This is a genomic window from Pseudomonas abietaniphila (genome assembly GCF_039697315.1).
In the GTDB taxonomy this organism is placed as follows: Bacteria; Pseudomonadota; Gammaproteobacteria; order Pseudomonadales; family Pseudomonadaceae; genus Aquipseudomonas; species Aquipseudomonas abietaniphila_B.
In genome coordinates this window covers 6,493,636-6,518,022 of the sequence record NZ_CP155619.1, presented here as the reverse complement: position 1 = coordinate 6,518,022, position 24,387 = coordinate 6,493,636, and the positions used below count along the sequence as shown (strand labels likewise).

Sequence of the window (24,387 nt, the reverse complement as noted above, 5' to 3'; positions counted from 1 at the left end):
CCTCAAAGAACGTGTAATCGAGTTGCGCCTGTTGTCCCCGCACGCTGGCCTGTGCGTGCAGATCAGGCGTGGGGCTGGGTGCTCACGGACCGGTGTTCTGCAGCAGAACCCGCTGCGTGCCGGTCCGCATCCGCATGATTCGAGTCCACTGCGGTGAGGTCTACCCCAGTTGCGTCAGGCAGGGACAACGCGGCAATGAACCCGATCAGGTATGACCCGATGGCAAACGAACCCATCGCCACGGACAGGCTCATGTGCACCGATGCAAACCCGACCGCCGCCGGCATGATCGAACCGAACCCACGGCCGAAGCTTGTGCAGAAACCGGCTCCATTGGCCCGCATACGCGTGGGATAAAGCTCGGAAAACGTCAGAGGAAGCCCGGATGCCAGACCGCCCTGAAAGGCGCCGAGCAACAAACCCAGCGCAAGAATCAGGTTCATGCTGACGTCGGCAAACATGTAGACCGATACCACCACTGCCTGACAGACCAGAAACAGCATGAACGTTCTGCCGCGGCCGATACGGTCACTGATCAAGCCGTAGATAAAGGGTCCCAGCAGCGACCCCGCGATGTTGACCGCCAGATAGCCTGAGGTGGAGGCAATCGGCAAGTACAGCACCGTACGCATGTAGGTCGGCAGCCAGGTGATCATGATGTATGCGCCGCCGAATATACCGCTGGCCAGTATCGTGCTGATGATCGTGACTCGACGATGCTCGGCAGAGAATATCGCCCGAACGTCGATGCCTCTTCGGCGAGATTGTGTCTGGGTGAACGCTGCCGATTCCGGCACCAGGCGTCGGATGAACCAGATCAGAAGTGCGGGAAGCAAACCGATGGCGAAGAACGCTCTCCAGGCAATGTCTTCCGGCAGGAAGTTGAACAACACGGGCATCGTCGCCAGTGAGATCGCGTAGCCCACCGCATAACCGCTCTGCACGGAGGCTGCGACCCGGCCACGCAACGCGGGTTTGATCGCTTCACTGATCAGGACCGCCCCAACGACGGCCTCACCGCCGTAGCCTATCCCTTGCAGGAACCGAACAGGCAGGAACGTCCAGAAGCCTGTGCAGAAAGCGCCCATGCAGGTGAACACCGCGACCCACAGCACCGTGCCTTGCATGACGCGGATGCGACCGTATCGGTCGGCGAGCATGCCGGCGCCCCAACCACCCAGAGCACTGCCTATCAACGAGACGGAACCCAACAGCCCCGCGTCGGATTTGCTCAAACTAAGCACCGTCATGAGGACCGGCATCATCAGCGCAAAGATCGTCGCGTCCATCGAGTCCAGTGTGAATCCGCCGAAGCACGCCCAGTACGTACGCTTTTCGGTAGATGAGAGATCCGAATACCATCCCAGTCGCATACCTTTTACCTTTATTTTTATAGCCCGGAGCGGTGAGGATACTGAGGTTGCCCCGCGGGGCTTGCGCGAAATGTTTATCCAGCCCCCCAAATTATTTATAGGGCCGTCTGTTAATCGAGCGCGCGGTTTTGGAAACTCAACGCAGTGGGCTTAATCCCTGGCCGCGGCAATGTGATCCGTTTGCGCTGGGCGGATAGCGATTTGCAGCAGGCGGATATTGAGCCGCGGGCTAAACACATAGGGTGAGGGGGCCTGATACAAGAACAACCGAGGGCCTACCCCCATGATCAGCACTTTAGACCGCCTTGCCCGTCAACTCAGCGAATCCGTTCAGGAAGATCCCGCCACCGGCGTGTTCCGCTGCCGCCGCGACATTTTCACCGACGCCGAACTCTTCGCGCTGGAAATGAAGCACATTTTCGAAGGTGGTTGGGTTTACCTGGCGCACGAAAGCCAGGTGCCTGACATCAACGACTACTTCACCACCTACATCGGTCGCCAGCCCGTCGTCATCACCCGAGACAAACAGGGTGACCTGCACGGTCTGGTCAACGCCTGCGCGCACCGTGGCGCCATGCTGTGCCGCCGCAAGCAGGGCAACAAAGGTTCCTTTACCTGTCCGTTTCACGGCTGGACGTTCAGCAACGCCGGCAAGTTGCTCAAGGTGAAAGATGCCAAGACCGGCGCTTACCCCGACAGTTTCGATTGCGACGGTTCACACGACCTCAAGCGCCTGAACCGTTTTGAAAACTATCGTGGCTTTCTCTTCGGTAGCCTCAGCGACGCGGTGCCGGAACTCAGTGATTACCTGGGAGAAACCCGCGTCATCATCGATCAGATGGTGGACCAGGCACCCGAGGGGCTCGAAGTGCTTCGTGGCAGTTCGTCGTATATCTATGACGGCAACTGGAAGCTGCAGATCGAGAATGGCGCCGACGGTTATCACGTCAGTTCCGTGCACTGGAATTACTCGGCAACCATGGGCCGGCGCAATTATGAAGCCGAAGGTACGCGTACCGTCGATGCCAACGGCTGGTCGAAAAGTCTGGGCGGGGTCTATGCGTTTGAGCATGGCCACATTCTGCTCTGGACGCGCCTGCTGAACCCTGAAGTGCGCCCGGTGCACGCGCATCGTGCAGCCCTTGCAGAGCGTCTTGGCCAGGAGCGCGCCGACTTCATCGTCGATCAGACCCGTAACCTCTGCCTGTATCCCAACGTCTACCTGATGGATCAGTTCTCAACCCAGATTAGGGTCGTAAGACCTCTCTCGGTCAATCAGACCGAAGTCACGATCTACTGCATGGCCCCCAAGGGCGAGAGCGCTCAGGAGCGTACGACGCGCATTCGTCAGTACGAGGATTTTTTCAACGTCAGTGGCATGGGCACCCCGGATGACCTGGAGGAATTCCGCGCCTGCCAGACCGGCTATCAAGGTGCGACGAACCTGTGGAATGACCTCAGCCGCGGGGCTAAGCAATGGATAGAGGGCGCGGATGACAATGCCCGTGCCATGGGCATGAATCCGCAGCTCAGCGGTGTGAAGACCGAGGATGAAGGCCTGTTCGTGCGCCAGCATGCGCATTGGGCAGCCAGCCTGAAAAAAGCGATCGAGGTTGAACAACAAGGCCTGATCGCCACTGACAAGGAGGCCCGCCCATGAGCCTCGCCCGTGAAGGTCTGCTTGCTTTTCTCTACCGCGAAGCCCGGTTGCTGGATGATCGGCAGTGGGATGAGTGGCTTGAATGCTACTCGCCGGACGTCGAGTTCTGGATGCCTGCCTGGGATGACCACGACACGCTGACGGAAGATCCGCACAGTGAAATCTCACTGATTTATTACCCAAGTCGCGACGGTCTCGAAGACCGCGTATTCCGGATCAAGACTGAACGCTCGAGCGCCAGTACGCCCGAGCCGCGTACTGCGCACTTCATCGCCAACCTGGAAGTACTGGGTGAAGACGCAACGCATCTGGACCTGCGTTTCAACTGGCAAACCCTCAGCCATCGGTACAAGACCACGGACACGTACTTCGGCACCTCTTTCTACCGGCTTGACGTGAGCGGCGAACAACCGCTGATCACACGCAAGAAGGTGGTGCTCAAGAACGATTACATCCATCAGGTCATCGACATCTATCACATCTGAGGGCACACCCATGACGTACTCCATCGCGCTCAATTTTGAAGACGGCGTGACGCGTTTCATCGATTGCAAAGCAGGCGAGAAGGTTCTGGATGCTGCCTTTCGCCAGCGTATCAACCTGCCCATGGACTGCTCGGACGGCGTCTGCGGTACCTGCAAATGCCACTGCGAAACCGGTGCCTACGACCTTGGGGACGACTACATCGAAGACGCGTTGAGTGAAGACGAGGCCCAGGAAAGACAGGTGCTGACCTGCCAGATGGTGCCGCAATCGAACTGCGTCATCTCCGTCCCCGTGCCCTCCAGCGCGTGCAAGACCGGGACAAGCCAGTTTGCGGCCACCGTTCATGCAATCACCCGGCATGCCGACGCCGCCCTGGAGGTCAGCTTCGAGCTGGATCAGGCGCCGGTCTTTCTGCCCGGTCAATACGTCAACATCGAGGTGCCGGGCAGCGGGCAGACGCGTTCCTATTCCTTCAGCAGCTTGCCGGGCCAAAAGCACGCGAGCTTCTTGATCAAGCAGGTGCCTGGCGGGCTGATTAGCAAATGGCTGGAGCGCGCGCTACCCGCCGATCAGGTGACCATGACCGGGCCTCTGGGCAGTTTCTACCTGCGCGAAGTGAAGCGACCGCTGTTGTTCCTGGCCGGCGGCACCGGGCTGGCACCTTTTCTGGCGATGCTGGAGGTGCTTGCCGAACGCGGTGAATCGCAGCGGGTCTCGCTGATCTACGGCGTTACCCGTGACCAGGATCTGGTGATGGTCAACACACTGCAAACCTTCGCCGCGCGGCTGCCCAACTTCAGCTTCGTGACCTGTGTTGCCGACCCTGCGAGCGCTCATCCTCAAAAAGGCTATGTCACGCAGCACATGGCGGCCGAGGTCCTCAACGAGGGGGACGTCGACGTGTATCTGTGTGGCCCGCCGCCCATGGTCGATGCCGTGCGCCAGCACTTCAAAGATCAGGGTGTGACGCCGGTGAGTTTCCATTACGAGAAGTTCACGCCCAACGCCATCGTGACCGGCGACGCCGCCTGAGGACATTGAAATGAACCCACGTTTCAACGAGAAGGTTGCGCTGGTGACCGGCGCGGCGCAGGGGATCGGGCGGAGAGTGGCCGAGCGCTTGCTGGAAGAGGGCGCCTTACTGGTCGCCATCGACCGCTCCGATCTCGTCCATGAACTGCAGCATGAGCGTTGCCTGACACTGACCGCGGATCTTGAACGCTACGCCGAATGTGCGCGTGTGATGGCCACGGCAGACCAGCGCTTCGGTCGCATCGACATCCTGATCAACAACGTTGGCGGGACAATCTGGGCCAAACCCTTCGAGCATTACGCGGAAAACGAGATCGAGGCCGAAATCCGTCGCTCCTTGTTTCCGACGCTGTGGTGCTGCCACAGCGTATTGCCCTACATGCTCAAACAGGGAAGCGGTGCGATCGTCAACGTCTCCTCCATCGCCACACGCAGTATCAACCGCGTGCCGTACGGCGCTGCGAAAGGCGGCGTGAATGCCCTGACGGCGTGTCTGGCACTGGAAACCGCGGGCAGCGGAATTCGCGTCAACGCCACCGCACCCGGCGGCACGGAGGCACCGCCGCGCCGGATTCCGCGCAATACCCAGCCTCAAAGTGAGCAGGAGCAAGTGTGGTACCAGCAAATCGTTGATCAGACGATCGATAGCACCTTGATGAAGCGTTACGGGACGGTCGACGAACAAGCGGGTGCGATTCTCTTCCTGGCCTCCGACGAAGCGTCCTACATCACGGGTGTGACATTGCCGGTGGGAGGTGGTGACCTGGGCTGACTCGGCGGCTCTACCTGCGGACCTCCCGCAGGATCGGGATCATGAGCGTGATGATGTCGGTCAGATCATTCAGAGCGTGCCAGTGATGAAAGCGCCCGCAGTGCGAGCGCTATTCATCCCGTTATCAGTTCAGACCACCGGACGCGACGAGGTGCTCGCCCGTCATCCAGCGAGACGCATCGGAGGCCAGGAAGGTGGCGACGTCAGCGATGTCTTCCGGCTGTCCGGCACGGCCCAGTGGGGTCATCGCGATGAAGCCTTTTTCCATTTCCGAGCCGGTAATACCGCCGCTGTGGGTGCCTTCGGTTTCGACGTAGCCAGGGTTGATGGCGTTAACCCGGATCTTGCGTGGAGCCAGCTCGTTGGCCAGCACGCCAGTGAGGGCGTCCACCGCGCCTTTGGTCGCGCTGTAGATTGCGGTGCCCGCTGGCAGCAACGAGGTGATGGCGGAACTGATGTTGATCACGCTGGCCCCTTCGCCCAGATGCTTGGCGGCGGCACGCGTCACCAGCAGCAGGCCAAGGACGTTAGTGTTGAACTGGCGGTGAAATTCTTCCTCGGTGATGCCTTCCAGCGGTGCGAAGGCATAGACGCCGGAGTTGTTGACGAGAATGTCGAGACGGCCATACGCATCAATTGCGGTTTGCACGAACGTCTCTGCATCCTGAGCCTTGGTGACATCGCCGCCGACCACGGTGGCGCGCCCGCCAGCTTCCACGATGCTGGCGGCGACGGATTCGGCGCCGGCCTTCGCGTTCGCGTACGTGACGACCACTGCCGCACCTTCGGCGGCCAGCGCCTTGGCGATTGCAGCGCCGATGCCTTTGGACGCACCGGTAACGAGTGCCACTTTACCTTCTAACTTAGCCATGTTGACCTCACGTAGGGAATGGAGCATTTCGGGGGTTACGGGATTACGGGATTACGGGTTTGCAGGATCAGGGTTGCGTTGACCTTGAGCGGGTGGCCGCGATCACCAGCGCCGCAAGAATGAGCAGGGTGCCGCCCAGCAACAACACGCTGACGATGCTGTAGGCGTCGAGCACGAAACCGCCGACGAACGCGCCCAGCGAGATGCCGATCTGGAACACGCTGACCAATACCGCCTGGCCGGCTTCGGGCGAGTCTGGAAGTGCCTTGAGCATCCAGGTGGTCAGGGCAACGGGGACCAGGCCAAAGGCTGCGCCCCAGACCAACGCGGCGACGGCGCCTTCGGTCACGCCGGTTGCGCCAAGTGCAGAAAGCATCAGCACGGCGCCGATCATCACGACGGCCATGAGCGCAGTGGCACGGACGCTGTGGCTGACCAGGCGGCCGCCGACGAACGTGCCGACAAAGCCTGCGACGCCATAAACAAGGAGCAGGGTGGTGACGCTTTCGGAGCTCACACCGTAAATCTGCTGAAGGATGGGTTTGAGATAGGTGTAGGTCCCGAAATGTCCCGCCACCAACAGCAGCGTGACGATCAGGCCCATCCGTGCCAGCGGTTGGGTAAACGGCACCGTCAACTCTCGCAGCTTGATCGCCCGTTCGGCGGGCATTGAGGGCAGGGTGAACAGTTGCAGGATGAGCACGACCAGGGCCATGGCGGCGATGGCGAAGAACGTCATCCGCCACCCGGCAATTTCGCCCAGCAATGCGCCGGCCGGAACGCCCGCGATGGTGGCAACCGAAATGCCCGCCAGGATGTATGACATTGCGCGGGGTTGCAGCGCGGCCGGGACCAGATGTCCCGTGGCGCTGGGCGCAAAGGTCCAGAACCCACCAACGCATAGCCCGAGCAGTACCCTGGCCGCCAACATGGTAGCGAGGTTCGGAGCCATTGCTGCGAAAGCGTTTGAGAGCACCAGCAGCGCCGACAGCAGCAACAGCACGATGCGCCTGTCCAGTCGTCCCGCCAGAATGATCAACAGCGGGCCAGTCGCAGCGGCGACCACTCCTGGCATCGTGATCATCAGCCCGGCAGCGCCTTCACTCACATTGAGGCTGCTGGCGATATTGGTCAGAAGACCGACCGGTATGAACTCGGTAGTGACGGAGGTAAAGGTGCTGAGCGCCAGCGCAGCGACGGCGAGCCAAGCGGGTGTCGAACCGGCCGAACTCAATTCCGGCTGCAGTTGCTTGTTCGAGCTTACAAGGGAGCTGTCGGTCACGGTGCCATCTCCTTCGCGAAGAATCTGCAGTGGGTGATGACGGTCATCCTGTTTACGGTGGCATTTGTCATAGGGGTCCCAAGGATTGCGTGAGAAAAATAATTGTGCGTTTAAAGACAACAATTAAAGGCAAAAAAAATCAGTGATCGCCTTCAAGTGCATGACTGATGTCTGCAAGGGTATGTTGGGCCAGGCTTTGCTCGAATGACGCTTGTGCCCGTTGAAGGACGTTTTCCAGACATCCCTTGATGTTCCGACTCACATGGCAACATTCCGTGACCGCGTATTGATGCACGACGAACGTTCTCGGCGCTTCACTGGCCTGATAGATATCGAGCAGGGTGATCTCCGAGGCGGGCCGGGACAGCATGCACGCGCCCATCTTGCCTCGGGTGGTGCTGACCAGACCTGCCTTGGCAAGCTTGGAAATCACCCGGCGCACGAAGCTCGGGTCTGCGTTTACGCTGCTCGCAAGGTCGCTTGAACGCACGGGCTGCCCGGGGTTGGCAGCCAGCGAGGCCATGATGTGTGACGCGACGGAGAACTGAACATTGGTTTGTGACATTTTGTGACTGTAATCAGCATAATTAGGGCTGTCAACCGACGCTTTGATTTCGAGTTCGCGAGCCTACGTAAGCTGCCCCAAGCGTTGGGCAGGCTCGCGCTCTGGTCAGGGTGTCTTGTTCCCGATTACCCTGCGCGATTCATAGTGAGTGCGTAGCCAACGTCATCAATGGCGCTGACGACCGCCTGGACAGAGGAAATCATGGACATTCAATCGCGTCTTACACCCTTGCAGCCTGATCAGATGAGCGAAGACCAACAGCGCGTGTTGGCTGAAATTCTGAAGGGCCCTCGCGGCAATCTGGACGGGCCTTTCCTCGCATGGATTCATAGCCCGGCGCTGGCAGATCACACGCAGCGTCTGGGAGCGTTCTGCCGGTACGGAACCGCGCTGGAGTTACGGCTGACTGAACTCGCCATCCTGACGACCGCCGCTTGGTGGCGCTCGCAGGCGGAGTGGCAGATTCATGAGCCCATCGCCAGAGGCGCGGGCGTTTGCGACAGTGTGATCGAAGCGCTCAGGCAACACCTGACGCCGACGTTTACACGCACGGATGAGCAGTGCGTGTACGAAATCGGCCAGTCGCTGTATCAAACCCGCCGTGTCGATACCGCGCTTTACGATCAGGGCGTCGCGCTCTTTGGCGAGCCTGCCATGGTCGAGCTGATCGGCGTCTATGGGTATTACTCGCTCGTGGCGATGACGCTCAATGTCTTTGAAGTCCGGCGCGATCCTGAGACTCCATTGCCATTCGATGAGTAGGGGACTGTGAGTGATGCTCCTGTTTGCAGGCGCCCATCGCGACCGGCCTATTAGCGGCTGACACAGAAAGGCTCAACGCTTCGATTGAGCCAGTTGCTTCTTTAGCGCCACGAGTTCAGCCTCAAGTTCGCGCACTCGCTCGCGAACCTCTACCTCGACGCTGACGTCCCTCTGGATCCCGATGTAGTAGGTCAGTTGATCTCTATCGTTGAACACCGGGGTAATCGAGAGCTCATTCCAGAAAGCACTTCCATCCTTGCGATAATTGCGGATGATCTGCCTGCAGGGTTGACGGTTTTTTATGGCCTCGCGGATGATTGCCAAACCGCTTTGGTCTCGGTCATTACGTTGCAGAAAACGACAGTCCTGATAAAGGATCTCGTCATTGCTATAGCCCGTCAGCTGCTCGAAGGCAGGGTTGGCATAGATCAGTATGTTCTCATCACCTTCCTGCTCCGCAACCACGATGCCATCGCTGGATGCTTCCACCACCAGCTGCAGAAGTTCTGCACTTATCATGTTCAGCGTTCCTGAAAAATGTTACGTGAGTGCCTACCAGGGTAGGCGCTCACCGTTATAGGCAAAGAAATTGCCGCTGTCGGCAGGAGTCAAACCGTCAATCAGTGATAGCAACTCACGGGCAGCAATGTCGGCTGGCCGGGCCGCAGACGCGCCTCGGAAGGGTTGCGACAGGCCTGAAATAACGGTGCCTGGATGAAGACTCAACAAACGGGTCTCAGGTCGCGTCCGTGCCAGTTCTATGGCAGCCGTTTTAATCAGCATGTTCAACGCTGCCTTGGAGGCGCGATAGGCATACCAGCCGCCCAGACGGTTATCACCGATACTGCCCACCTTGGCGGAGAGCATCGCCATGGCGCCGCTGCGATCAAGCAGTGGCAGAAAGTGACGCAAAACCAAAGCAGGGCCCAGGGTGTTGATCTGGAATACCGCCTGCATGGCCTCCGCTTCAATCGCGGCGTAGCTTTTTTCAGGCTTGATGCCATCGCGATGCAGGAGCCCTGCGGCATGCACAATCAACTGATAGGGCGCTTCTTGAACCAATTCGGCAGCCGCTTTGGCGATGCTGTCGGGGTGTTCCAGATCCAGGGCTGGAAGGGTGCTGCGCCCCAATTGGCGGACACCGGCACATCGCGGATCGTCATTGAGCCACTCACAAAAAGCCGAGCCTAGCGCTCCGCTGGCGCCAATCACCAACGCACGGTAACCGTCGCCAAGGGAGCTCATCGTAAAGGAACTGTTCATCTGGCCTCTCCCGTCGATACCCTCGATTCGTTTGCCTTAGCTGAGGCGTCCGATCAACTGGAGAAACTCGTGACGCGTCGCAGAGGACTCGCGAAATGCGCCCAGCATCACCGACGAGGTCATCACCGAATTCTGTTTCTCCACGCCGCGCATCATCATGCACATATGCTTTGCCTCAATGACCACCGCCACGCCGGCGGCATCGGTAATGCGCTGAATGGCGTCCGCAATCTGCCTGGTCAGGTTCTCCTGAATCTGTAAGCGCCGGGCGAACATATCGACCACTCGGGCGACCTTGGACAGGCCTAGCACCCTGCCGGTCGGGATATACGCGACATGGGCCTTGCCGATGAAGGGCAGCATGTGATGCTCGCATAAGGAATACAGCTCGATGTCGCGCACGATCACCATTTCATCGCTTTGCGATTCGAACAGTGCGCCGTTGATGATTTCCTCCAGATTCAACGAGTAGCCATTGCACAGGTACTGCATCGCTTTGGCTGCGCGCTTGGGCGTGTCCAGAAGGCCTTCACGGTCCGGGTTCTCGCCTACGCCGACTAAAATTTCACGGTAGTGCTCGGCTAATGGTAGGTTCATTTTGATACCTCGCAGCCATGCTGCGCTAAGTGTGGCGTTGATCGTTGAGGGTAGGGAGTGCGTGCTTTGCACCCGATGACGCGAGGTTCGCCGGATGACCTGTGGTTCAGGTTCTTCTCGCGTCAGTGACGAAGCGAAGCGGTCTAGTTCTGCTTTGTTTTCGGACCGGGCGCCTCCTTGTGTGAAGGTTTGGATTCCGGCACCACGCACTGGTTATCGACACAGCGACGGCCTCCATCCGGATGAGGCAACCATGCCAAAGCGGGACGCAAGCGGCAGAAAAGGCGATACCCGAGTTCCAGCAGCGGACGCAGTGCGCGCCATGTCAGCGGCGTCGCCCAAAAACCCAAACCCGCGGCTCGCCAGCTCCATAGCGTCGCATCCAGGCCGGTCACCCATTGCCCATCGGCGAAACGGCCGTGCAACAGCGACTGCATCTGCTCGAAGGTGAATCCTAGTGCCGTCGCGTCGAATTCATCGCGACTGATGTCCACGAAAAACAGTCGATCCTCCGCGGCATGTTGGCGAAGAAGCTTGATTTCGCGCGCGCACAACGGGCAATCGCCGTCAAAGTACAGCGTGAGCGGCCACTTCACTTTGTTGTACATCACCAATGGACCTGTATAGGTTTTGTACAAGATAGGCCGAAAGAAACAGGCTGACAATGGGCTGCATTCTTTTTAAGTAACCGTCAGATCGATCTGACGCGCATAGATGGAGAGGGCTGCTGGGTTCTGCTCCTTGAGCGCAGATAGGAAGCCGTGGTCTTCTCCTTCGCTCCAGAACTCGACGCTCATTTGTCGGCACCGGGAAAGATTGACCGAACGACGCCACGTTTCCAGCTTCGAACCCATACGTCGCAACCCTTTTTGCGACCATGGGAGGCAAATAATGAAAAGTAAGTCAGAGCTGGAAGGTGGTTCGGGTAACGGTGCTTCAATAGCGCCGCTGGAGCCAGGACGACCTGATGTGATGCCCAACCCCCCTGAGCATTCGTCTGAACGCGAGGAACCCATGGAGGAGGGTGACGAGGCAGAAGCGGAGGACAATTAAGCAGGCTTGCACATGGCGCCGAAACCGATGTACGCACCTGAGACGAGGGCGAGGCGTCAAAAACTTTGAACCGCTTCTTCGTGTGCTCGCCTAATGATCAGCTTGTGGATAATCCACTGGCAATGTGCCGATACCGGCATACCCGAGGGGTAATGAACGTGGCTAAAGACGAAAAGAAATCCAAAGACAGTCCTTCCAAAGCCAGCAAAGATCTGAAAGACAAGAAAGCGTCACCGGCGAAGAAGTCAGCTGCCGCGTCAGCGCTTTCGAAATCTTCGGAAAAGAAAGAAAAGAGAAAGGACGCCGAGCCGAAGAAGTCTGCAAAGAAAGCTGACAGCAAGCCAGAAAAGGCTAAGAAGTCGGACGATAAAGCAGACAAACCTGCGAAAAAGAAGAAGTAACACCTGCTGTTTGCTAGGGCTCAGGCCCTAGCTATCCACTGGATGAAGCGAAGGATTACCGTCAACACACGCCCGGTACTTTCATGTTTATCTTCCGCCAAAAAGCTTCAGAGAAGCTGTAAACCGAGAAAGCGATCAACCCAAAGGCCATCACGATCAGCGCCAGCCACCCAGCCGGAAGATTCTGGAGTGCGTCCAGGGCCTCCTTCATACCCGGCGGATCCATCGCTTTGTAGGCAGAGCCGCTGACTGCCAGCAGTAAGCCTATTTCGATAAACACGACCCCACGGGCGATCAGACCAAACCGAGAGACCGGCCGCACGTATCGCATGACGTCTTCGTCGGCCTCAAAATACTTCTCGAACGATGCCTTCCAGCCTTTGATGATGTGCGCCACTCCAACACTGAGCGGAACGAGAGCAATGACGTACACGAGTAAGTTGGAGTGTTCCCAAGACAAAAGATGCGCCAGCCAATCCTTGGTTTTTCCATCGGAACTGCCCGCGCTTTTTATTCCGCTCAACAGCAGACCTAAGGCAAAAAAAGCCAGCGCGCCATTCACTAGACCTCCCGTGAACAAGCCCGCGCGAATCACTAATCCCTTGAGGTTTTTGCCGTGGTGGTCGACGTCACGCGTAGCTTGCAGCACACGCCACGCCGCAAAAGCGAGCAAGCCCGCCACCACGAGCCCCACTAAAAAGTAGCCAAACGGCTGAGCCAGCAGGGCCTCCAGGCTTTTGTGGCTGTCTTTTGGCTTGGTTGAATCCTGAGCAGCCAGCAGTGCAAAAATCCCGATGATCAGGTAAAGCATTCCTCGGGCGGCGTACCCGCCGCGGGCAAGTATCACAAGGTTTTTTTGCGTGGACATTGGCTGTATTCCGAAAGTAATACAGGAGCAGACCCCTTCGGTGGGAAGGGGTTCTGTCATTGACTTCAGAACGATTGAAGCACCGGGGCGTCGATGCCGTCTTTCAGCACCGACGCACCTTCCATGATCAGTTCTGCAGCGCCTGTACCGATCCGCCATCCACGCGAAGATTGCTGCCGTTGATGAAAGAAGCCCGTTCGGACACCAGCAGTGCGATGGCGGCTGCCACCTCGTGCGGCTTGCCCCGACGTTTCTGGACAATGCCCGGACGTTCTTCATCAAGGAAGCTTTCGATGGCCTCCTCGAAGGTCACGCCCAGTTCTTCAGCGCGTTTCTTCATCATTCCGTCGGTCATGGGCGTCTCGATGAACGCCGGAGAGACTGTGTTGCAAAGCACACCCTGAGCAGCTTCTTTGTAGGAAAGGTTCTTGATGAACGCTGCAAGCGACGCCTTGGCGGTGTTGTAAACCGCTTCTTCCCAGTAGGGTTGCACCGCATTTTCAGAGGTGATGCAGACGAACCGCCCCCAGTTGCGTGTGCGCATATCCGGAATGGTCGCCCGGGCCACACGCACGGCGGAGAAGAAGTCGGTGTTCCATGCTTCCAGATAATCCTCGTCGGACAGCTCCAAAGGATCGCCCTTTGCCCCCGTCACGCCTGCGGTGTGGACCACGATGTCGATCTGACCGAATGTTGCCCGGCCGGCGTCGACAACGCGCTCAACCTCGTCTTGTCGAGTCATATCGGCAGCCAGCAAAACTTTTTCAGCGCTCAACCAGGTGTACGCTTCGTCCAGCTTTTGCTGATCGATATCACTCAGCACCAGCCACACGCCTTCTTCACTTAGCTGTCTGGCAGTCGCCAAGCCAATGCCGCCGCTGGCACCGGTAATAAGTGCCACGCGGCCTTTGATTCCCAGATCCATATTCACCTCGCTCAATGATGGGTGCCGACAGGGCGGCGTTCATGTGCCTACTTATGTAAGGGGAGTGGGTAACGGATGGGTCATCCGTCGAGCTGCGCTTTGGCGAAGGTCAGCATCAGCGCTGCCAGTGCCCGAGGCGTTTGCATCGGCATCAGATGGCCCGCGCCTGGAATCACTTCCAACTGAGTGCGTGTGAATGCCGCCAGCGTCGTGCGGCGCTGTTCATCAGGCCCCGGCACCTGCTCATCCACCTCGCCACAGACCAACAAAACCGGCAAATCAATGGTTCCCAATCGGTGGCTCCAGTCCTCACGACTGCCGTGATCGACCCAGGCGTGCCACGCCTCGAGGTTGACCCGCTGGGCGTCGGCGATCGCGATTTCGCGGATGTCATCGGGCAAGCGAATCGCACTCGACTCATCCACGAAGTCTTCCGCTTCGGCGCGTGTCTTGGTGTAAGCGCGCTGCTTGTCCCGGTCTGCCTCCGTCATCGGCTGCGGGCCGGGAGGTGAGGGGGCGACGAGTACGAGACCGCTCAGGTAATCAGGCCGGCGTGACGCCAGAACAACGGCAACCTTGCCCGTCATTGAGTGCCCGACCAGCACACAGTTCGTTATGCCGAGTTCACGAATGCACTGATCGACGTGCTCGGCCATCGCATCGACGGTGTAGCCCCCTACCTGCGCCGCGTCTCCGAACCCCGGGGTGTCAATCGCCACACAGTGATGATCGCCGTCCAGATAGGGAAGGGTGGGGAACCAGGTGCGATGGGAGCCTCCCAGGTAATGCATCAGCACGAAGGTCGGCGACCCGTGGCCTTGTTCGCTGTGTGGAAGCATGATGATGACTCGTCAGGATTTGCCAGTTGAGGGGTTCGACCTGAGCAAAGTTCCACCGGATTACGGACATCGGCAGGAAGGCATGCTTGTTCGGTTGAGACGAAGTCAGCGGGTATTGAGCGTGTGATCATTGGGCCATTGCGACTGTGATTGCCACAGGTGTCAGGCCGAGAAAGCGATACAGCCCCCTCAGCCTGGTTTTCAGTTAACGATTGGCGTCGGCCAAGCCAAGCTCGAAGAAGCGCACGGAACTCTCCATTGCCTGCTGTCCCTCGGGCAATGTGGCAGCGTAGAAGTGCCGGGCGTGGAACAACGAGGGCATAGGATGGTTGGCAATGTGTCATCCCGGAAGGCTCTGGCGAGGATTTCCCAAACAGTCTTGGAGTTGAGCCGACCCAGCTGTACGGGAGCAGGAGCAGCCAGGGCGCTACTGTTCTAAAGCGTTAAATCCATTTGAAATTTTCCGGTAAGGAGACCAAGACGGTCATCAGTACTCTGATCGCGAACGCCCGTGAGTTGCTTCAAGAACTCATCAGTCGCGGATGTGGGGCGTGGCAAGGAAATGGTTGAACATGCGCGTTTACCGTCCCGACCGACATAAAGTTGTACCGGTGCGATCCCTATCGTCATTGCAAGGACGGGATGAAAACAGCAACGAGCTGCCAGAACAGTATTTCCCGAAGGTGGGGGGATTGGCGGAACACTCGCAAGTCATGCTCAATCAGATGGCGAGTCTGCTAAATAGCCGTCGGTTAAATCCACAACTCAACTTAGCCTTACCTCACTGCACCTCACTGCGCTCTCATATAACCCGCCCAACCCGGATGTCTCAAGAAATGCTCAGGTCGCTATAAGGCTTGCAATCGACATACCTCTGCTACGCACTCAGCACAAAAGTCGACTCACATAAATTCGATTGAAAACGTCGCCTGACTCACTTTAGGTATAAGGGCTAGCCTTTATCTTAATCGGACAGCAAATGAGTTTTTCGCCTCAGGGTCTTCGTTATTAGTTGAAACGAGGACGATTTAATGGGTCGTGTTCGAGAGCTTCTATTTGTTAAGAATAAAATGACTAAAAAGTGTGAATCTTTACTTCTACTTCTGGAAGGCCCCGAGTGGTTAAGGTTGTTCAGTTTTTATCGGAGCTAGATGCGTTGGAGATCCAGGCATGAATTACATGCAGTTCGCACCCTTTCACCGCATTGGATGGATTACCGGGTTTCCCTCTGTACCGTCAGATATATGACCGAGTACTCGCTGCCATCGCCGCTGGAACGCTTTGCTCTGGTGACCGATTGCCCTCGCCAAAGAGCTGGGTGTGGCTCGTGGCCCCTCGAGCTGGCCCATTCGTTGCTTATGAGCGAGGGCTACCTCTTGGCCTTCGGTCAGAAAGGCACCGGGGTCAGTCCCGAATTACAAAAACCGCTACCGTCCGCCTCCGCTAGCACCACACAGCCTCCCTGCATTACGCAGCGTCATTGCCTCGTATTTGCAAGTGTCACGAGGCATCGATTGCGGCGCGCATCAGGTGTTTATCATCAGCGGTTGGCGCAGTAGCCTGTCGCTGGTCGCACATACTTTGCTCCACGCAGGGGAGCGAGCCTGGGTCGAAGATCCTGGCTACCCGACCACGCGTCAGGTATTTCGCCAGTTCGGTTTTGACTCGCGATTTGCCATTCGCCGATGTTGCCCAGGCGATTGTTCGTGAGTCCGGCGAGAGGTAAACGCAGGCCGGTCTGAAAACTGGAGCAGGGAGCGGCAACGGGTTGGCGCGCGCCCAGTCGGGCATTGGAGGGCAGGGGCGGCGTCAATTTCGAAGACTGCACGATGGCGCCGATCAACAACGCCGAAACAGATCGCAAGGGAGTAGGGCGATGGGGCGGCCAATCTGGAATTCGCTGATCAACTCTGGCTTGTATCGAGGAAAGGACAGTGCCTATCAAAGAGATTCGATGCGGCACGTTTTACTGCCCTCTGAGGCGCTCACAATATCTATTAATGAGGGTCAAAAAAACTATCAATAGTCATTATGACAAGAGATATCAGTAGTCAAATTGACTCTATAAATCTTCAGTTACTTGATTTAGATGAGTTTTTAGATTGGCATGAAATGTGTCAGTGATGGGTACATCGTTTAATGCCCAAGGAGCTGAAACATGAGAAGTGAGTTCAACGATCGTTTGGCTGTGGTAACCGGTGCGAGTTCAGGTATCGGTCTGGCAGTTGTTCAACGGTTACTCAGCCAAGAAGCGACAGTAGTGGCGATGTCACGTAGCCGGGGCGGATTGGCTGCACTCAAGGAGGTTCACGGTGATCGCCTCCATGTCGTCAGGGGCGATGTGACGGTAAGTTCGGATCTCGAGCAGCTTGCACACTGTGCCTCCAGAATCGGGCCTGTAGATTTTCTCGTACCGAATGCAGGCGTCGCCGTACTTGAAGAGAGTTTGGAGGGTAGGGGGTTTGAGCGAAACTGGGCTGTCAACGGAGCAGGTGCGCTCAACACGCTTTCTGCGTTGCGTGCTCAATTGGCGACACCTGCGGCAGTTGTGTTTGTCGGCACTTTCCTTTCCGCATTGGCCTTCCCAGGCTTGGCTGGCTACATCGCGTCAAAAACAGCACTGACAGCGCATGCACGAACCTTGGCCGTCGAACTGGCTGAGGCAGGAATTAGAGTAAACGTCGTATCGCCAGGGCCAACCGCTACTCCGATCTGGCGATCATTAGGGTTGGATAATGCGACATTGTCTTCTGTCGCCGAGACAGTCAATCAGCGCTTGCTAGAGGGTAAATTCCTGGAGCCGGAAGCGGTGGCAGATGTGATTCTGTTCCTTCTATCCGAGCGAGGACGTAGCATTTACGGCCAGGATATTGTCGTAGATGGTGGGTATACCTTGCGGTAATCGTTAGAACTCCAGAGAGAGAGGCCGTGAACATATGTGTCCCGGGTGCATAGTGCTTTCCAGTCGCTGCGAGTTCAGGAGCAGTACTATGCGGTGTTTAGCCACCTGGGCCACATATCGATGATCCATCCGACTTTTTTCACCATCTTTAAAGTTGGCTGCCTGAATCTGAGCAGTCGCTTGCGGCCCGCTGGACCTCGTGCGGGCAGTCAGATCAGCACTTAAGCCTGATGGCCTGTCCGGGGCCTGACGCCCAATCGCGAGCGGGGCGTCAAAATGGCCAAGGCAAGCGCCAAGATCAAAAGCGCTGGCACATCACCCGCCAAGTGTCCCATCTGCCCTGACTGGGTGAGCGCCTGGACGGCCATGACTCCACCGTGGACGGCGCTAGACCAAACGGCGAACCAGATCAGGCTCAGATTGGCTAATGGATCACGTACGGCCAGAATTAGAAACACACCAAGCGTGGCGTAGATGCCAACGATCATCATCGGGTAGTCCGAATAACCGCTATGCCAGGCCCAACCGGACGGCCAGAACAGCATGAGAGGATAGAGGGCAAGGCACGCGACGCCAGCCAGAATAAGAACGACGCGCAGATATCTGAGGCGATCGAATTCCGTCATGGCGGACTCCTCACCGTTGATGTGAGCGTTGCGAATTGCGGACAAAATCCTAAACCATTGTTTTAAATAGGTATTTTCGTTAGCAAACCCTATTGCGGACACAAAAAATCTGTTTTTGTCCGAGTTATTTCAAAAAACAAGCAGGTTTTTGTCCTCATTTACCGCATACACCTTGTCTGCTGGTTAGTGCTTTGAACTCTATCTGGAACTACTAAAACGTCCTCTGAACTCATGAAAAGTCTGAGGATGAGAGTGCTTTTTTAGACTTTGATTTTATAAAAAAAACCATGTAGCAAACTTATTGGAGTGCTACACAATTTGGCTTGCTTGTAGTTTGTCAATTTATACTAATTGTTCAAGCTGGTAAAGCAAAAAAAATCGATATAAATCAATGCCTGCAATTTATCACTATTGTTTAACTCCATTTTTTGAAGTGCAATATTCGATAATGAAAAATAAAAATGATGTCATTTTAATATTGTTGACCCTGCAGTTTCAGGAAGTAAGACTAGCTGGGCTGTTGGTAACACCGCTCTTTAAAAACATGAAGTGATAGTTAAAGCCAGTCATCTACGATCAAAGCTTCGTACCCAGAAGCTTTCGTTAAGAGGCAGTATGTAAGTGGCAAAAAAATTTAGAAGGAGCGAGACCGCTAAATCCAAAAAAATTGGATTGGAGCATGACAATACGCTCCTTAATGTAAACAGCTCGCAAAAAGATATCGAGAGACTGCTGATTGGAAACGAACGAATTCCGACGGTGGAAGCATACTTAACTAAAGAGATGAATGCTCTCACTGCGGCAGAAGCACTTGGAGTTACGCTGTCTGGTTTTTATAAGATTGTGAGGCGAGTACAAGCGAGCAAGGGTGATCTTGGAGTCGTTGTATCGAAGAAACCAGGGCGTAAAGCGAGTTTGCCAGAGTTTGAACCCAATATGGAGGCAATCATCATCGAGAGCCTCCTGCACTATGAGGGTAAAGCAGCAACAATCGAAAAAGTTTGGGAGCAGGTCTGCACTCTTGCAGATGGACAACTGCTTCCACGGCCTAGTTATCACTTGGTGCGCAAAAGACTTCAAGCGTTAGGGAAATCGGTTTTGGCCAAGATGAAGCTTGGCAAAGCTACCGCAGATGATATCTACGAGGCCCGCCCTGGCTACAAAGATACGACTCGTCCGCTCGAGTGGGTGCAGATCGACCATACACGTATGGATCTCATAGTGGTCGATGAGGATGATCGTACCATTATTCTAGGACGCCCTTGGATTAGCTTAGCAATCTGTATTCATACTAGAGTGGTCTTGGGGTTTTATCTTACCTTGCTACCACCGAGTGCAATATCAGTAGCGATGCTCATCGAAAATTGCGTGCTCCCGAAATCCAACTTCCTTGCTTCGTTAGCGCTGGATCCAAGACTCTGGCCGATGCATGGCGTTCCAAGTGTGATCCACGCCGACAATGCATCAGAGTTTCGCTCAGATTTAGTTAAGGCGAATCTAAAAACGTTTGGGGTAACCATGGAGCATCGTGATGTGGGCAAGAAGCACCAAGGTGGTCACATCGAGCGCCTGATCGGAACGATGATGAATTCAAAAGTGCATTTTTTAAGGGGGACGACCTATTCCAATACTCTGCAACGGGGAGATGAAAATAGCGAGGATAAAGCCGTATTTACCCTGCCAGGTCTCCGAAAGTACATGGTATGTGCGATTCACTCTTATCATGAGCGCAAGCACAGCGGTATTAGGATGAGTCCGGCTGACAAGTGGAAAAAATACTATGCACAACACGCACCACCAAAGCAAATTGAGGAGGCGAGACATGAAAATTTTAGGTACGTACTCTATCCAGAAAAAATTAAGGTGATTCGAAATGGTGGAATAGAAATGCACAACCGGTTTTATTATGCCCCCATTTTACAGCAGAAAATTCGACATTCAGTACTCATAAAATATGACCCCTATGACGTAAGTTTCATCATGGCCGACCTTGATGGTGACGGAAAGTATGTGAAGATTCCGTGTTATCGAAACCCGTTCAATCGGAGTTCTAATTATGAAATTTATCGTGCGCAGCGTCAGCAGAAGGGGGAGAGGGATGGCACGCTAACTAAGGACGGAACGGCTTCAGTTGCGTTAGGCCAAATTATTGAGAAGGAGGAGACTAGACTAACTGCCAAAAGTAAAAAAGGCAAAGCGCAGGAAGCAGCAGTAAAAGATTACAAAAAACACTCTAAGGCCACTGCTGTTAAACCTGAAGAGTCAGATGCAAACGAGTTGATTGACCAGGCAGTACACCTCAGTGCTCGACCAGCCCCAAAACGCACAGCAGAACATGCTGTTAAAACTACACGCCACAGTAAAAGTAATAAACATACCACGAGCAAAACCACTCGCGCACAAAATTCTGATTCGTTTGTTATGCGGGAGGATTGGCATGCAACGAACGAGATTAACTATGATCAAGCTCCTTTGATTTATTAATCGCATTTGGGGTTGGTAAAAAATAATTATTCTGGCATAGGCTATCACTTTGGTTTTTAGAGTTATTGCTGATGTTTATGAACGCTAACTATTTTTCCGAAATCTTACTGGATTTCGCGGTCTCGCTCGGATTTCAACAACCTTATCAGAGCGTAGCCGAGTAGAGTTAGATCAATAAAAATGTAAATAGGATGAGTAACTGTGAGTCAGTACGAACAAATAACTGTAGATCAAGCTGAACAGAAAAAAGCAGGTCAGTACCAACACGTGCATTCAAGCCGTCATCATTTATTCGGTCTTTCTGATCTTGAAAGGGCAGAAGCGTGCCAGTTTGATTTTTGGGTGCCTCATCCTTCGGCAGAACGCCTTTTTAAAAAAATTGATCTAATGATGTCAATGAATGGTAAGACTGTTGCTCCATGTTTGCTTTGTTTAGGAGCTGGAGGTCTTGGGAAAACGAGTGCAATCGCCGCATTACAGCGTCGCAATGCCATGTCTTCACAGAAGATAATCTTCGTCACCATGCACCAGAACGCTGACAGCTACAATCTCAAAGAGCTGATTTTCGACAAAATGGGACTTGACGTGTCTCGTCGTGCGCGCCAAAGCAAGAAGATCACACCAGAACTTCAGTACATTATCAAATCACAGAACATTAAGGCTATTGTGATCGATGAGGTGCATGACGCTTTCACGCTGTCACCATTTCAAAGACGCGTAAACCTGTCTCTGATGAAAAATTTATCGGGAGAGACTTATGGTTTGTCTGTATTCGCGTTTGGCGTCCCTGATGCCGCACGTCATTTGCGAGAAGATCCGCAATTAGCGCGCCGCTATTCAGTACATCAGTTGGAATCATGGAAAAATGGAGACTCTTTTCGAAATTTTGTATTCAGCTATATTCACCGCCTGCCGCTGAAAAAACCTACAGACTATCGCGATCAAAGGCTTTTGCTAACTATCATGGAGAAGGCGCTGGGAATCACTGACAACATCGTAAAGATGTTGCAGGCAGCCGCTTGGGCTGCAATCGCTGACGGTACAGAGCGCATCACACTCGACCACATCATGAATATTGAGGAAATCATGAGCGATCTTGGCTACGGCCTCCAAGGATTGGACGAAGTGGAAGTGGACGTGCAGAAACTGTGGGCATAAACAAACGCCGCGCACTTCAGATGGGGCGATTGGTATTGGAAGCCGAAAGTGGCTTCCAATATATGACGTCCTCTTATCGCGCGATATACAACCAGCTTCAGTCCATTGTTCAATCTAGGGTAAAGGGCGCGATTACAATGATTACGGGAGAGCCAGGATGCGGGATATCGACTTTGCTATCGCACGTCGTGAAGTGTCATTCCGCTCAAGTTTTGCTGCTCAGTGGTAATGTTTTCGTGGGCGAAACTAACATTGTCGATCATATCTGCGAAGATTTTCACTTAGAAGGAACTAAAAAAGCAGGCGCCATGCCTGCTTACCTTCCAATCTTTGCTTCAGCTACGGGGCGGCAAACTTTAGTCATTGACGATTTGGATATTTATATCGAGCGGGAGCGTGATTTAACGGAGGTATTCAAGTTTTTTCAGGCGATAGGGAAAGGAGCGCATGCTCTTTCTGTAATTTTTTCCACACGTAATACTAGACTTATTCGTAACTTCCATAAGCATCGCCTAGCCAGCTGGCAATCCTACGATCTTGCGGATCACCTAAATTTTAGTGATTTCAATAGCGTAGCTAGTCGTGTATGGGAGTTCTGTAATCAACGAGTGAACATGAAAACTCCGGCTCCGTCAAACTGGGAGCAGACGGCAGTCGATTGCGGAATGCGACTTCATCTAGCCCAGACAATATTGCGTATTTGCTATGTAGAAAACCTTCTCCGCAGCGCCGGGGTTATTGTACCTGAGCGCGAAAAATGGACGTTGAAAGACTATGAGCTTGAGCTACTCCAAATCTGTTATTCCTAAACCATACCCAGGTGAGGCGCTGTCTTCATGGATGTTTCGTGTACGAGAGCTGGTACCCCAACCAGCATTACATGCACTGAGCAACTCAAAATTCTACGATAAGCTGACTATTCACGGGCAGCACGAGCGAGATGAGAAACTTAACGCGTTAAAGACGCCTTATCTACCTTCCAGTTCTTTCACCCATAAACCGTGTGACGATTTAGATTTATGCTTTGATGGTGAGGAAATCCAGGCTTTCGTTAACGCATATGCTTTATCAAAAAGTTGGTTAAAGCGTGTGTTCGCAGCTCCTGATGTCCCGATAATCCCAGTTGCTTACAGACGTGGCTATTGTTACAGGTGCATGGAAGAGGCGATAGCTACTACAGGATTTCCTATATATCTAAAGTGCTGGAGATTTCTGTTGCAACCATATTGCATACGCCATTGCAGTTTACTTCGAGATGGAAACGACCTTTTGTTTGAGCGAATAGATTTCGGCCGCAAATTGTTTCAGCAACACTGGGAGCAGCATAGAGAGCAGCTTCGACAAGAGCGCATCGACGAGGAGAATCGACATGTGCTGGCTCTAGGCTTGCGTGTGCAAAAGCGTCTGCAGAAGCTATTAAAGGAATGTAAGGACTCTGATGTGCGCCATGATATGATGTCATTCGTAACAACCTTAATGCGCATAACATTTTTGCCAAGCTTGAGGTTTTGTTTCGACGACACGAAGGATATTACTGTTCAGGGGTTTGATGAGGGGCGTATAAATAGATTTAACAATATAATGGATTTTTATCATACCGTTCGTCGCTCGACATCCGCCGCGCGGGGGCGGTCGTTTTATCTCATTGGTCTCATGTTAGATTGGATCAACGATGCGGAAGCCGAGCGAGCGCGTATTGCCCACTGCAATTTTCTACCTACATCTCCTGAGCTGATTTGGGTAAACCTTAATAGGAACGTCGGAGCATCTCAAGCAAAGTCCATGCTGAAACTATTTAGTACGAAAGATCTATCTGTGAGCATGCTTAAAGGTGGGCTAGAGTGTTAAAAATAGATCGTAAACTTCGCTATATATCACCGTGTTGTTTTACACCAAAATTCCAGGTTCTCGACATCCAGACAGGAAGGCGGAAAAGCTGCTTTGTATTTTTTGCTATTGACAGTGTAACTGGTCGTATTCTCCACTATGCGCTCGGTTACGATGCGACAGCAACAGAAACCATAGATGATCTTAATTTTGTTAAGCACGGGATTTGGTGTGTTCCCGATAAACATTTGCCCCCCTTGGAGACAATAAAGCTCCTTCGATCTAACAACCTCAAGGCAAGCAAGTGTTTCATGCCAGAGCTTAATAAGAACATAAATGACAAGGATGCAAACGTAGCGTTTTTACCTTCATCTAAATTGATTGTTAGAAGTAGAGTGCCGCGCTTGAATCTACTAAATTTTAAGATGCTTGAGTCATTTGTGATTCATTGTATTTATGACTGGCCACAAAACGTAATCTGTCGAATCTTCAAGCCGACTGTAATCGCGCCAGATGTCGTGAACGACATAGTCGATTTGGCAGTGCAGCGCTTCAATGCACTGCTGGATAGAAATCCGGATGTTTTTGGTACCCGTGCACTGTAATCCTATCCAGTGACATTCATTTTTTAGAGAATCTAC

At 54.3% G+C, this 24,387-nt stretch carries 24 protein-coding genes; 12 read left to right on the top strand and 12 right to left on the bottom strand.

What is annotated here, in order from left to right:
* Positions 1-62: 62 nt before the first annotated feature.
* Entirely contained in the window at positions 63-1,373 is a 1,311-nt protein-coding gene (locus tag ABDX87_RS28875; RefSeq protein ID WP_346830948.1) for an MFS transporter, read from the bottom strand.
* A gap of 283 nt (positions 1,374-1,656) precedes the next feature.
* On the opposite strand from ABDX87_RS28875, the gene ABDX87_RS28870 reads away from it, so the two are divergent.
* From ABDX87_RS28870 to ABDX87_RS28855, 4 genes are read left to right on the top strand one after another with little or no spacing between them, the layout of a single operon-like run.
* Positions 1,657-3,033, top strand: a complete 1,377-nt coding sequence (locus tag ABDX87_RS28870; protein ID WP_346830947.1) for a Rieske 2Fe-2S domain-containing protein — start codon at positions 1,657-1,659, stop codon at positions 3,031-3,033.
* Positions 3,030-3,518, top strand: coding sequence for a benzoate 1,2-dioxygenase small subunit (gene benB / locus ABDX87_RS28865; RefSeq protein ID WP_346830946.1), 489 nt, complete (start codon positions 3,030-3,032; stop codon positions 3,516-3,518). The genes ABDX87_RS28870 and benB overlap by 4 nt, the downstream gene beginning before the upstream one ends.
* Positions 3,519-3,528: 10 nt before the next feature.
* On the top strand, positions 3,529-4,551 hold the full coding sequence (gene benC, locus ABDX87_RS28860; protein WP_346830945.1) for a benzoate 1,2-dioxygenase electron transfer component BenC: 1,023 nt from the start codon (positions 3,529-3,531) through the stop codon (positions 4,549-4,551).
* 10 nt (positions 4,552-4,561) lie between these two features.
* Positions 4,562-5,323 carry a 1,6-dihydroxycyclohexa-2,4-diene-1-carboxylate dehydrogenase gene (locus ABDX87_RS28855; protein ID WP_346830944.1) on the top strand — a complete coding sequence of 254 codons (762 nt, stop codon included), beginning with the start codon at positions 4,562-4,564 and terminating at the stop codon, positions 5,321-5,323.
* A gap of 124 nt (positions 5,324-5,447) precedes the next feature.
* Here the strand turns inward: ABDX87_RS28855 and ABDX87_RS28850 are convergent, their stop codons facing one another.
* The 3 genes from ABDX87_RS28850 to ABDX87_RS28840 all read right to left on the bottom strand — a co-directional run bounded on the left by ABDX87_RS28850 (position 5,448) and on the right by ABDX87_RS28840 (position 8,041).
* Positions 5,448-6,194: an SDR family NAD(P)-dependent oxidoreductase gene (locus tag ABDX87_RS28850; RefSeq protein ID WP_346830943.1), complete on the bottom strand. Its 747-nt coding sequence runs from the start codon at positions 6,192-6,194 to the stop codon at positions 5,448-5,450.
* 67 nt (positions 6,195-6,261) lie between these two features.
* The gene (locus tag ABDX87_RS28845) at positions 6,262-7,476 is read right to left on the bottom strand and encodes an MFS transporter (RefSeq protein WP_346830942.1); all 1,215 of its coding nucleotides are present in this window, start codon (positions 7,474-7,476) and stop codon (positions 6,262-6,264) included.
* Positions 7,477-7,615: 139 nt separating this feature from the next.
* Complete coding sequence (locus tag ABDX87_RS28840; RefSeq protein WP_346830941.1) at positions 7,616-8,041, bottom strand: Rrf2 family transcriptional regulator; 426 nt, start codon at positions 8,039-8,041, stop codon at positions 7,616-7,618.
* A 201-nt stretch (positions 8,042-8,242) separates the two neighbouring features.
* On the opposite strand from ABDX87_RS28840, the gene ABDX87_RS28835 reads away from it, so the two are divergent.
* Positions 8,243-8,803 carry a carboxymuconolactone decarboxylase family protein gene (locus ABDX87_RS28835; RefSeq protein WP_346830940.1) on the top strand — a complete coding sequence of 187 codons (561 nt, stop codon included), beginning with the start codon at positions 8,243-8,245 and terminating at the stop codon, positions 8,801-8,803.
* A 72-nt stretch (positions 8,804-8,875) separates the two neighbouring features.
* Here the strand turns inward: ABDX87_RS28835 and ABDX87_RS28830 are convergent, their stop codons facing one another.
* The 4 genes from ABDX87_RS28830 to ABDX87_RS28815 form a co-directional block, all read right to left on the bottom strand.
* Positions 8,876-9,322 (bottom strand): PAS domain-containing protein, encoded by a 447-nt coding sequence (locus ABDX87_RS28830; RefSeq protein ID WP_346830939.1) that lies wholly within the window; start codon positions 9,320-9,322, stop codon positions 8,876-8,878.
* A 33-nt stretch (positions 9,323-9,355) separates the two neighbouring features.
* A complete protein-coding gene (locus tag ABDX87_RS28825) occupies positions 9,356-10,066 on the bottom strand; it encodes an SDR family NAD(P)-dependent oxidoreductase (RefSeq protein ID WP_346830938.1) in 711 nt (236 codons plus the stop codon).
* A 36-nt stretch (positions 10,067-10,102) separates the two neighbouring features.
* On the bottom strand, positions 10,103-10,663 hold the full coding sequence (gene folE / locus ABDX87_RS28820) for a GTP cyclohydrolase I FolE (RefSeq protein WP_074750987.1): 561 nt from the start codon (positions 10,661-10,663) through the stop codon (positions 10,103-10,105).
* 143 nt (positions 10,664-10,806) lie between these two features.
* The gene (locus ABDX87_RS28815; RefSeq protein ID WP_346830937.1) at positions 10,807-11,271 is read right to left on the bottom strand and encodes a thiol-disulfide oxidoreductase DCC family protein; all 465 of its coding nucleotides are present in this window, start codon (positions 11,269-11,271) and stop codon (positions 10,807-10,809) included.
* 597 nt (positions 11,272-11,868) lie between these two features.
* Here ABDX87_RS28815 and ABDX87_RS28810 point away from each other — a divergent pair.
* On the top strand, positions 11,869-12,117 hold the full coding sequence (locus ABDX87_RS28810) for a hypothetical protein (protein ID WP_346833650.1): 249 nt from the start codon (positions 11,869-11,871) through the stop codon (positions 12,115-12,117).
* 61 nt (positions 12,118-12,178) lie between these two features.
* Here ABDX87_RS28810 and ABDX87_RS28805 read toward each other — a convergent pair whose 3' ends face one another.
* From ABDX87_RS28805 to ABDX87_RS28795, 3 genes are all read right to left on the bottom strand, one after another.
* Positions 12,179-12,985 carry a DUF1206 domain-containing protein gene (locus tag ABDX87_RS28805; protein ID WP_346830936.1) on the bottom strand — a complete coding sequence of 269 codons (807 nt, stop codon included), beginning with the start codon at positions 12,983-12,985 and terminating at the stop codon, positions 12,179-12,181.
* Between the two features lie 127 nt (positions 12,986-13,112).
* Positions 13,113-13,910 carry an SDR family oxidoreductase gene (locus tag ABDX87_RS28800; protein ID WP_346830935.1) on the bottom strand — a complete coding sequence of 266 codons (798 nt, stop codon included), beginning with the start codon at positions 13,908-13,910 and terminating at the stop codon, positions 13,113-13,115.
* An 80-nt stretch (positions 13,911-13,990) separates the two neighbouring features.
* Complete coding sequence (locus ABDX87_RS28795; protein ID WP_346830934.1) at positions 13,991-14,749, bottom strand: alpha/beta fold hydrolase; 759 nt, start codon at positions 14,747-14,749, stop codon at positions 13,991-13,993.
* 2,158 nt (positions 14,750-16,907) lie between these two features.
* Here ABDX87_RS28795 and ABDX87_RS28785 point away from each other — a divergent pair.
* Positions 16,908-17,651 carry an SDR family NAD(P)-dependent oxidoreductase gene (locus tag ABDX87_RS28785; RefSeq protein ID WP_346830933.1) on the top strand — a complete coding sequence of 248 codons (744 nt, stop codon included), beginning with the start codon at positions 16,908-16,910 and terminating at the stop codon, positions 17,649-17,651.
* 221 nt (positions 17,652-17,872) lie between these two features.
* Here the strand turns inward: ABDX87_RS28785 and ABDX87_RS28780 are convergent, their stop codons facing one another.
* Positions 17,873-18,277: a DUF6632 domain-containing protein gene (locus ABDX87_RS28780; protein WP_346830932.1), complete on the bottom strand. Its 405-nt coding sequence runs from the start codon at positions 18,275-18,277 to the stop codon at positions 17,873-17,875.
* 621 nt (positions 18,278-18,898) lie between these two features.
* Between ABDX87_RS28780 and ABDX87_RS28775 the strand changes: the two genes are divergently transcribed.
* From ABDX87_RS28775 to ABDX87_RS28755, 5 genes are all read left to right on the top strand, one after another.
* The gene (locus ABDX87_RS28775; protein WP_346830931.1) at positions 18,899-20,761 is read left to right on the top strand and encodes a Mu transposase C-terminal domain-containing protein; all 1,863 of its coding nucleotides are present in this window, start codon (positions 18,899-18,901) and stop codon (positions 20,759-20,761) included.
* A 201-nt stretch (positions 20,762-20,962) separates the two neighbouring features.
* The gene (locus tag ABDX87_RS28770; protein WP_346830930.1) at positions 20,963-21,919 is read left to right on the top strand and encodes a TniB family NTP-binding protein; all 957 of its coding nucleotides are present in this window, start codon (positions 20,963-20,965) and stop codon (positions 21,917-21,919) included.
* Positions 21,910-22,728, top strand: a complete 819-nt coding sequence (locus ABDX87_RS28765; RefSeq protein WP_346830929.1) for an AAA family ATPase — start codon at positions 21,910-21,912, stop codon at positions 22,726-22,728. The genes ABDX87_RS28770 and ABDX87_RS28765 overlap by 10 nt, the downstream gene beginning before the upstream one ends.
* On the top strand, positions 22,700-23,767 hold the full coding sequence (locus ABDX87_RS28760; RefSeq protein WP_346830928.1) for a hypothetical protein: 1,068 nt from the start codon (positions 22,700-22,702) through the stop codon (positions 23,765-23,767). The genes ABDX87_RS28765 and ABDX87_RS28760 overlap by 29 nt, the downstream gene beginning before the upstream one ends.
* Positions 23,761-24,351, top strand: a complete 591-nt coding sequence (locus ABDX87_RS28755) for a hypothetical protein (RefSeq protein WP_346830927.1) — start codon at positions 23,761-23,763, stop codon at positions 24,349-24,351. Before ABDX87_RS28760 ends, ABDX87_RS28755 begins: the two co-directional genes overlap by 7 nt.
* The last annotated feature ends 36 nt before the right edge of the window (positions 24,352-24,387 follow it).

Bases quoted from the DNA above. Each gene is read 5' to 3' on its own strand.
- ABDX87_RS28875 (WP_346830948.1), bottom strand. From the start codon at position 1,373: ATGCGACTGGGATGGTATTCGGATCTCTCATCTACCGAAAAGCGTACG.
- ABDX87_RS28870 (WP_346830947.1), top strand. From the start codon at position 1,657: ATGATCAGCACTTTAGACCGCCTTGCCCGTCAACTCAGCGAATCCGTT.
- benB (WP_346830946.1), top strand. From the start codon at position 3,030: ATGAGCCTCGCCCGTGAAGGTCTGCTTGCTTTTCTCTACCGCGAAGCC.
- benC (WP_346830945.1), top strand. From the start codon at position 3,529: ATGACGTACTCCATCGCGCTCAATTTTGAAGACGGCGTGACGCGTTTC.
- ABDX87_RS28855 (WP_346830944.1), top strand. From the start codon at position 4,562: ATGAACCCACGTTTCAACGAGAAGGTTGCGCTGGTGACCGGCGCGGCG.
- ABDX87_RS28850 (WP_346830943.1), bottom strand. From the start codon at position 6,194: ATGGCTAAGTTAGAAGGTAAAGTGGCACTCGTTACCGGTGCGTCCAAA.
- ABDX87_RS28840 (WP_346830941.1), bottom strand. From the start codon at position 8,041: ATGTCACAAACCAATGTTCAGTTCTCCGTCGCGTCACACATCATGGCC.
- ABDX87_RS28835 (WP_346830940.1), top strand. From the start codon at position 8,243: ATGGACATTCAATCGCGTCTTACACCCTTGCAGCCTGATCAGATGAGC.
- ABDX87_RS28830 (WP_346830939.1), bottom strand. From the start codon at position 9,322: ATGATAAGTGCAGAACTTCTGCAGCTGGTGGTGGAAGCATCCAGCGAT.
- ABDX87_RS28825 (WP_346830938.1), bottom strand. From the start codon at position 10,066: ATGAACAGTTCCTTTACGATGAGCTCCCTTGGCGACGGTTACCGTGCG.
- folE (WP_074750987.1), bottom strand. From the start codon at position 10,663: ATGAACCTACCATTAGCCGAGCACTACCGTGAAATTTTAGTCGGCGTA.
- ABDX87_RS28815 (WP_346830937.1), bottom strand. From the start codon at position 11,271: ATGTACAACAAAGTGAAGTGGCCGCTCACGCTGTACTTTGACGGCGAT.
- ABDX87_RS28810 (WP_346833650.1), top strand. From the start codon at position 11,869: ATGAACGTGGCTAAAGACGAAAAGAAATCCAAAGACAGTCCTTCCAAA.
- ABDX87_RS28805 (WP_346830936.1), bottom strand. From the start codon at position 12,985: ATGTCCACGCAAAAAAACCTTGTGATACTTGCCCGCGGCGGGTACGCC.
- ABDX87_RS28800 (WP_346830935.1), bottom strand. From the start codon at position 13,910: ATGGATCTGGGAATCAAAGGCCGCGTGGCACTTATTACCGGTGCCAGC.
- ABDX87_RS28795 (WP_346830934.1), bottom strand. From the start codon at position 14,749: ATGCTTCCACACAGCGAACAAGGCCACGGGTCGCCGACCTTCGTGCTG.
- ABDX87_RS28785 (WP_346830933.1), top strand. From the start codon at position 16,908: ATGAGAAGTGAGTTCAACGATCGTTTGGCTGTGGTAACCGGTGCGAGT.
- ABDX87_RS28780 (WP_346830932.1), bottom strand. From the start codon at position 18,277: ATGACGGAATTCGATCGCCTCAGATATCTGCGCGTCGTTCTTATTCTG.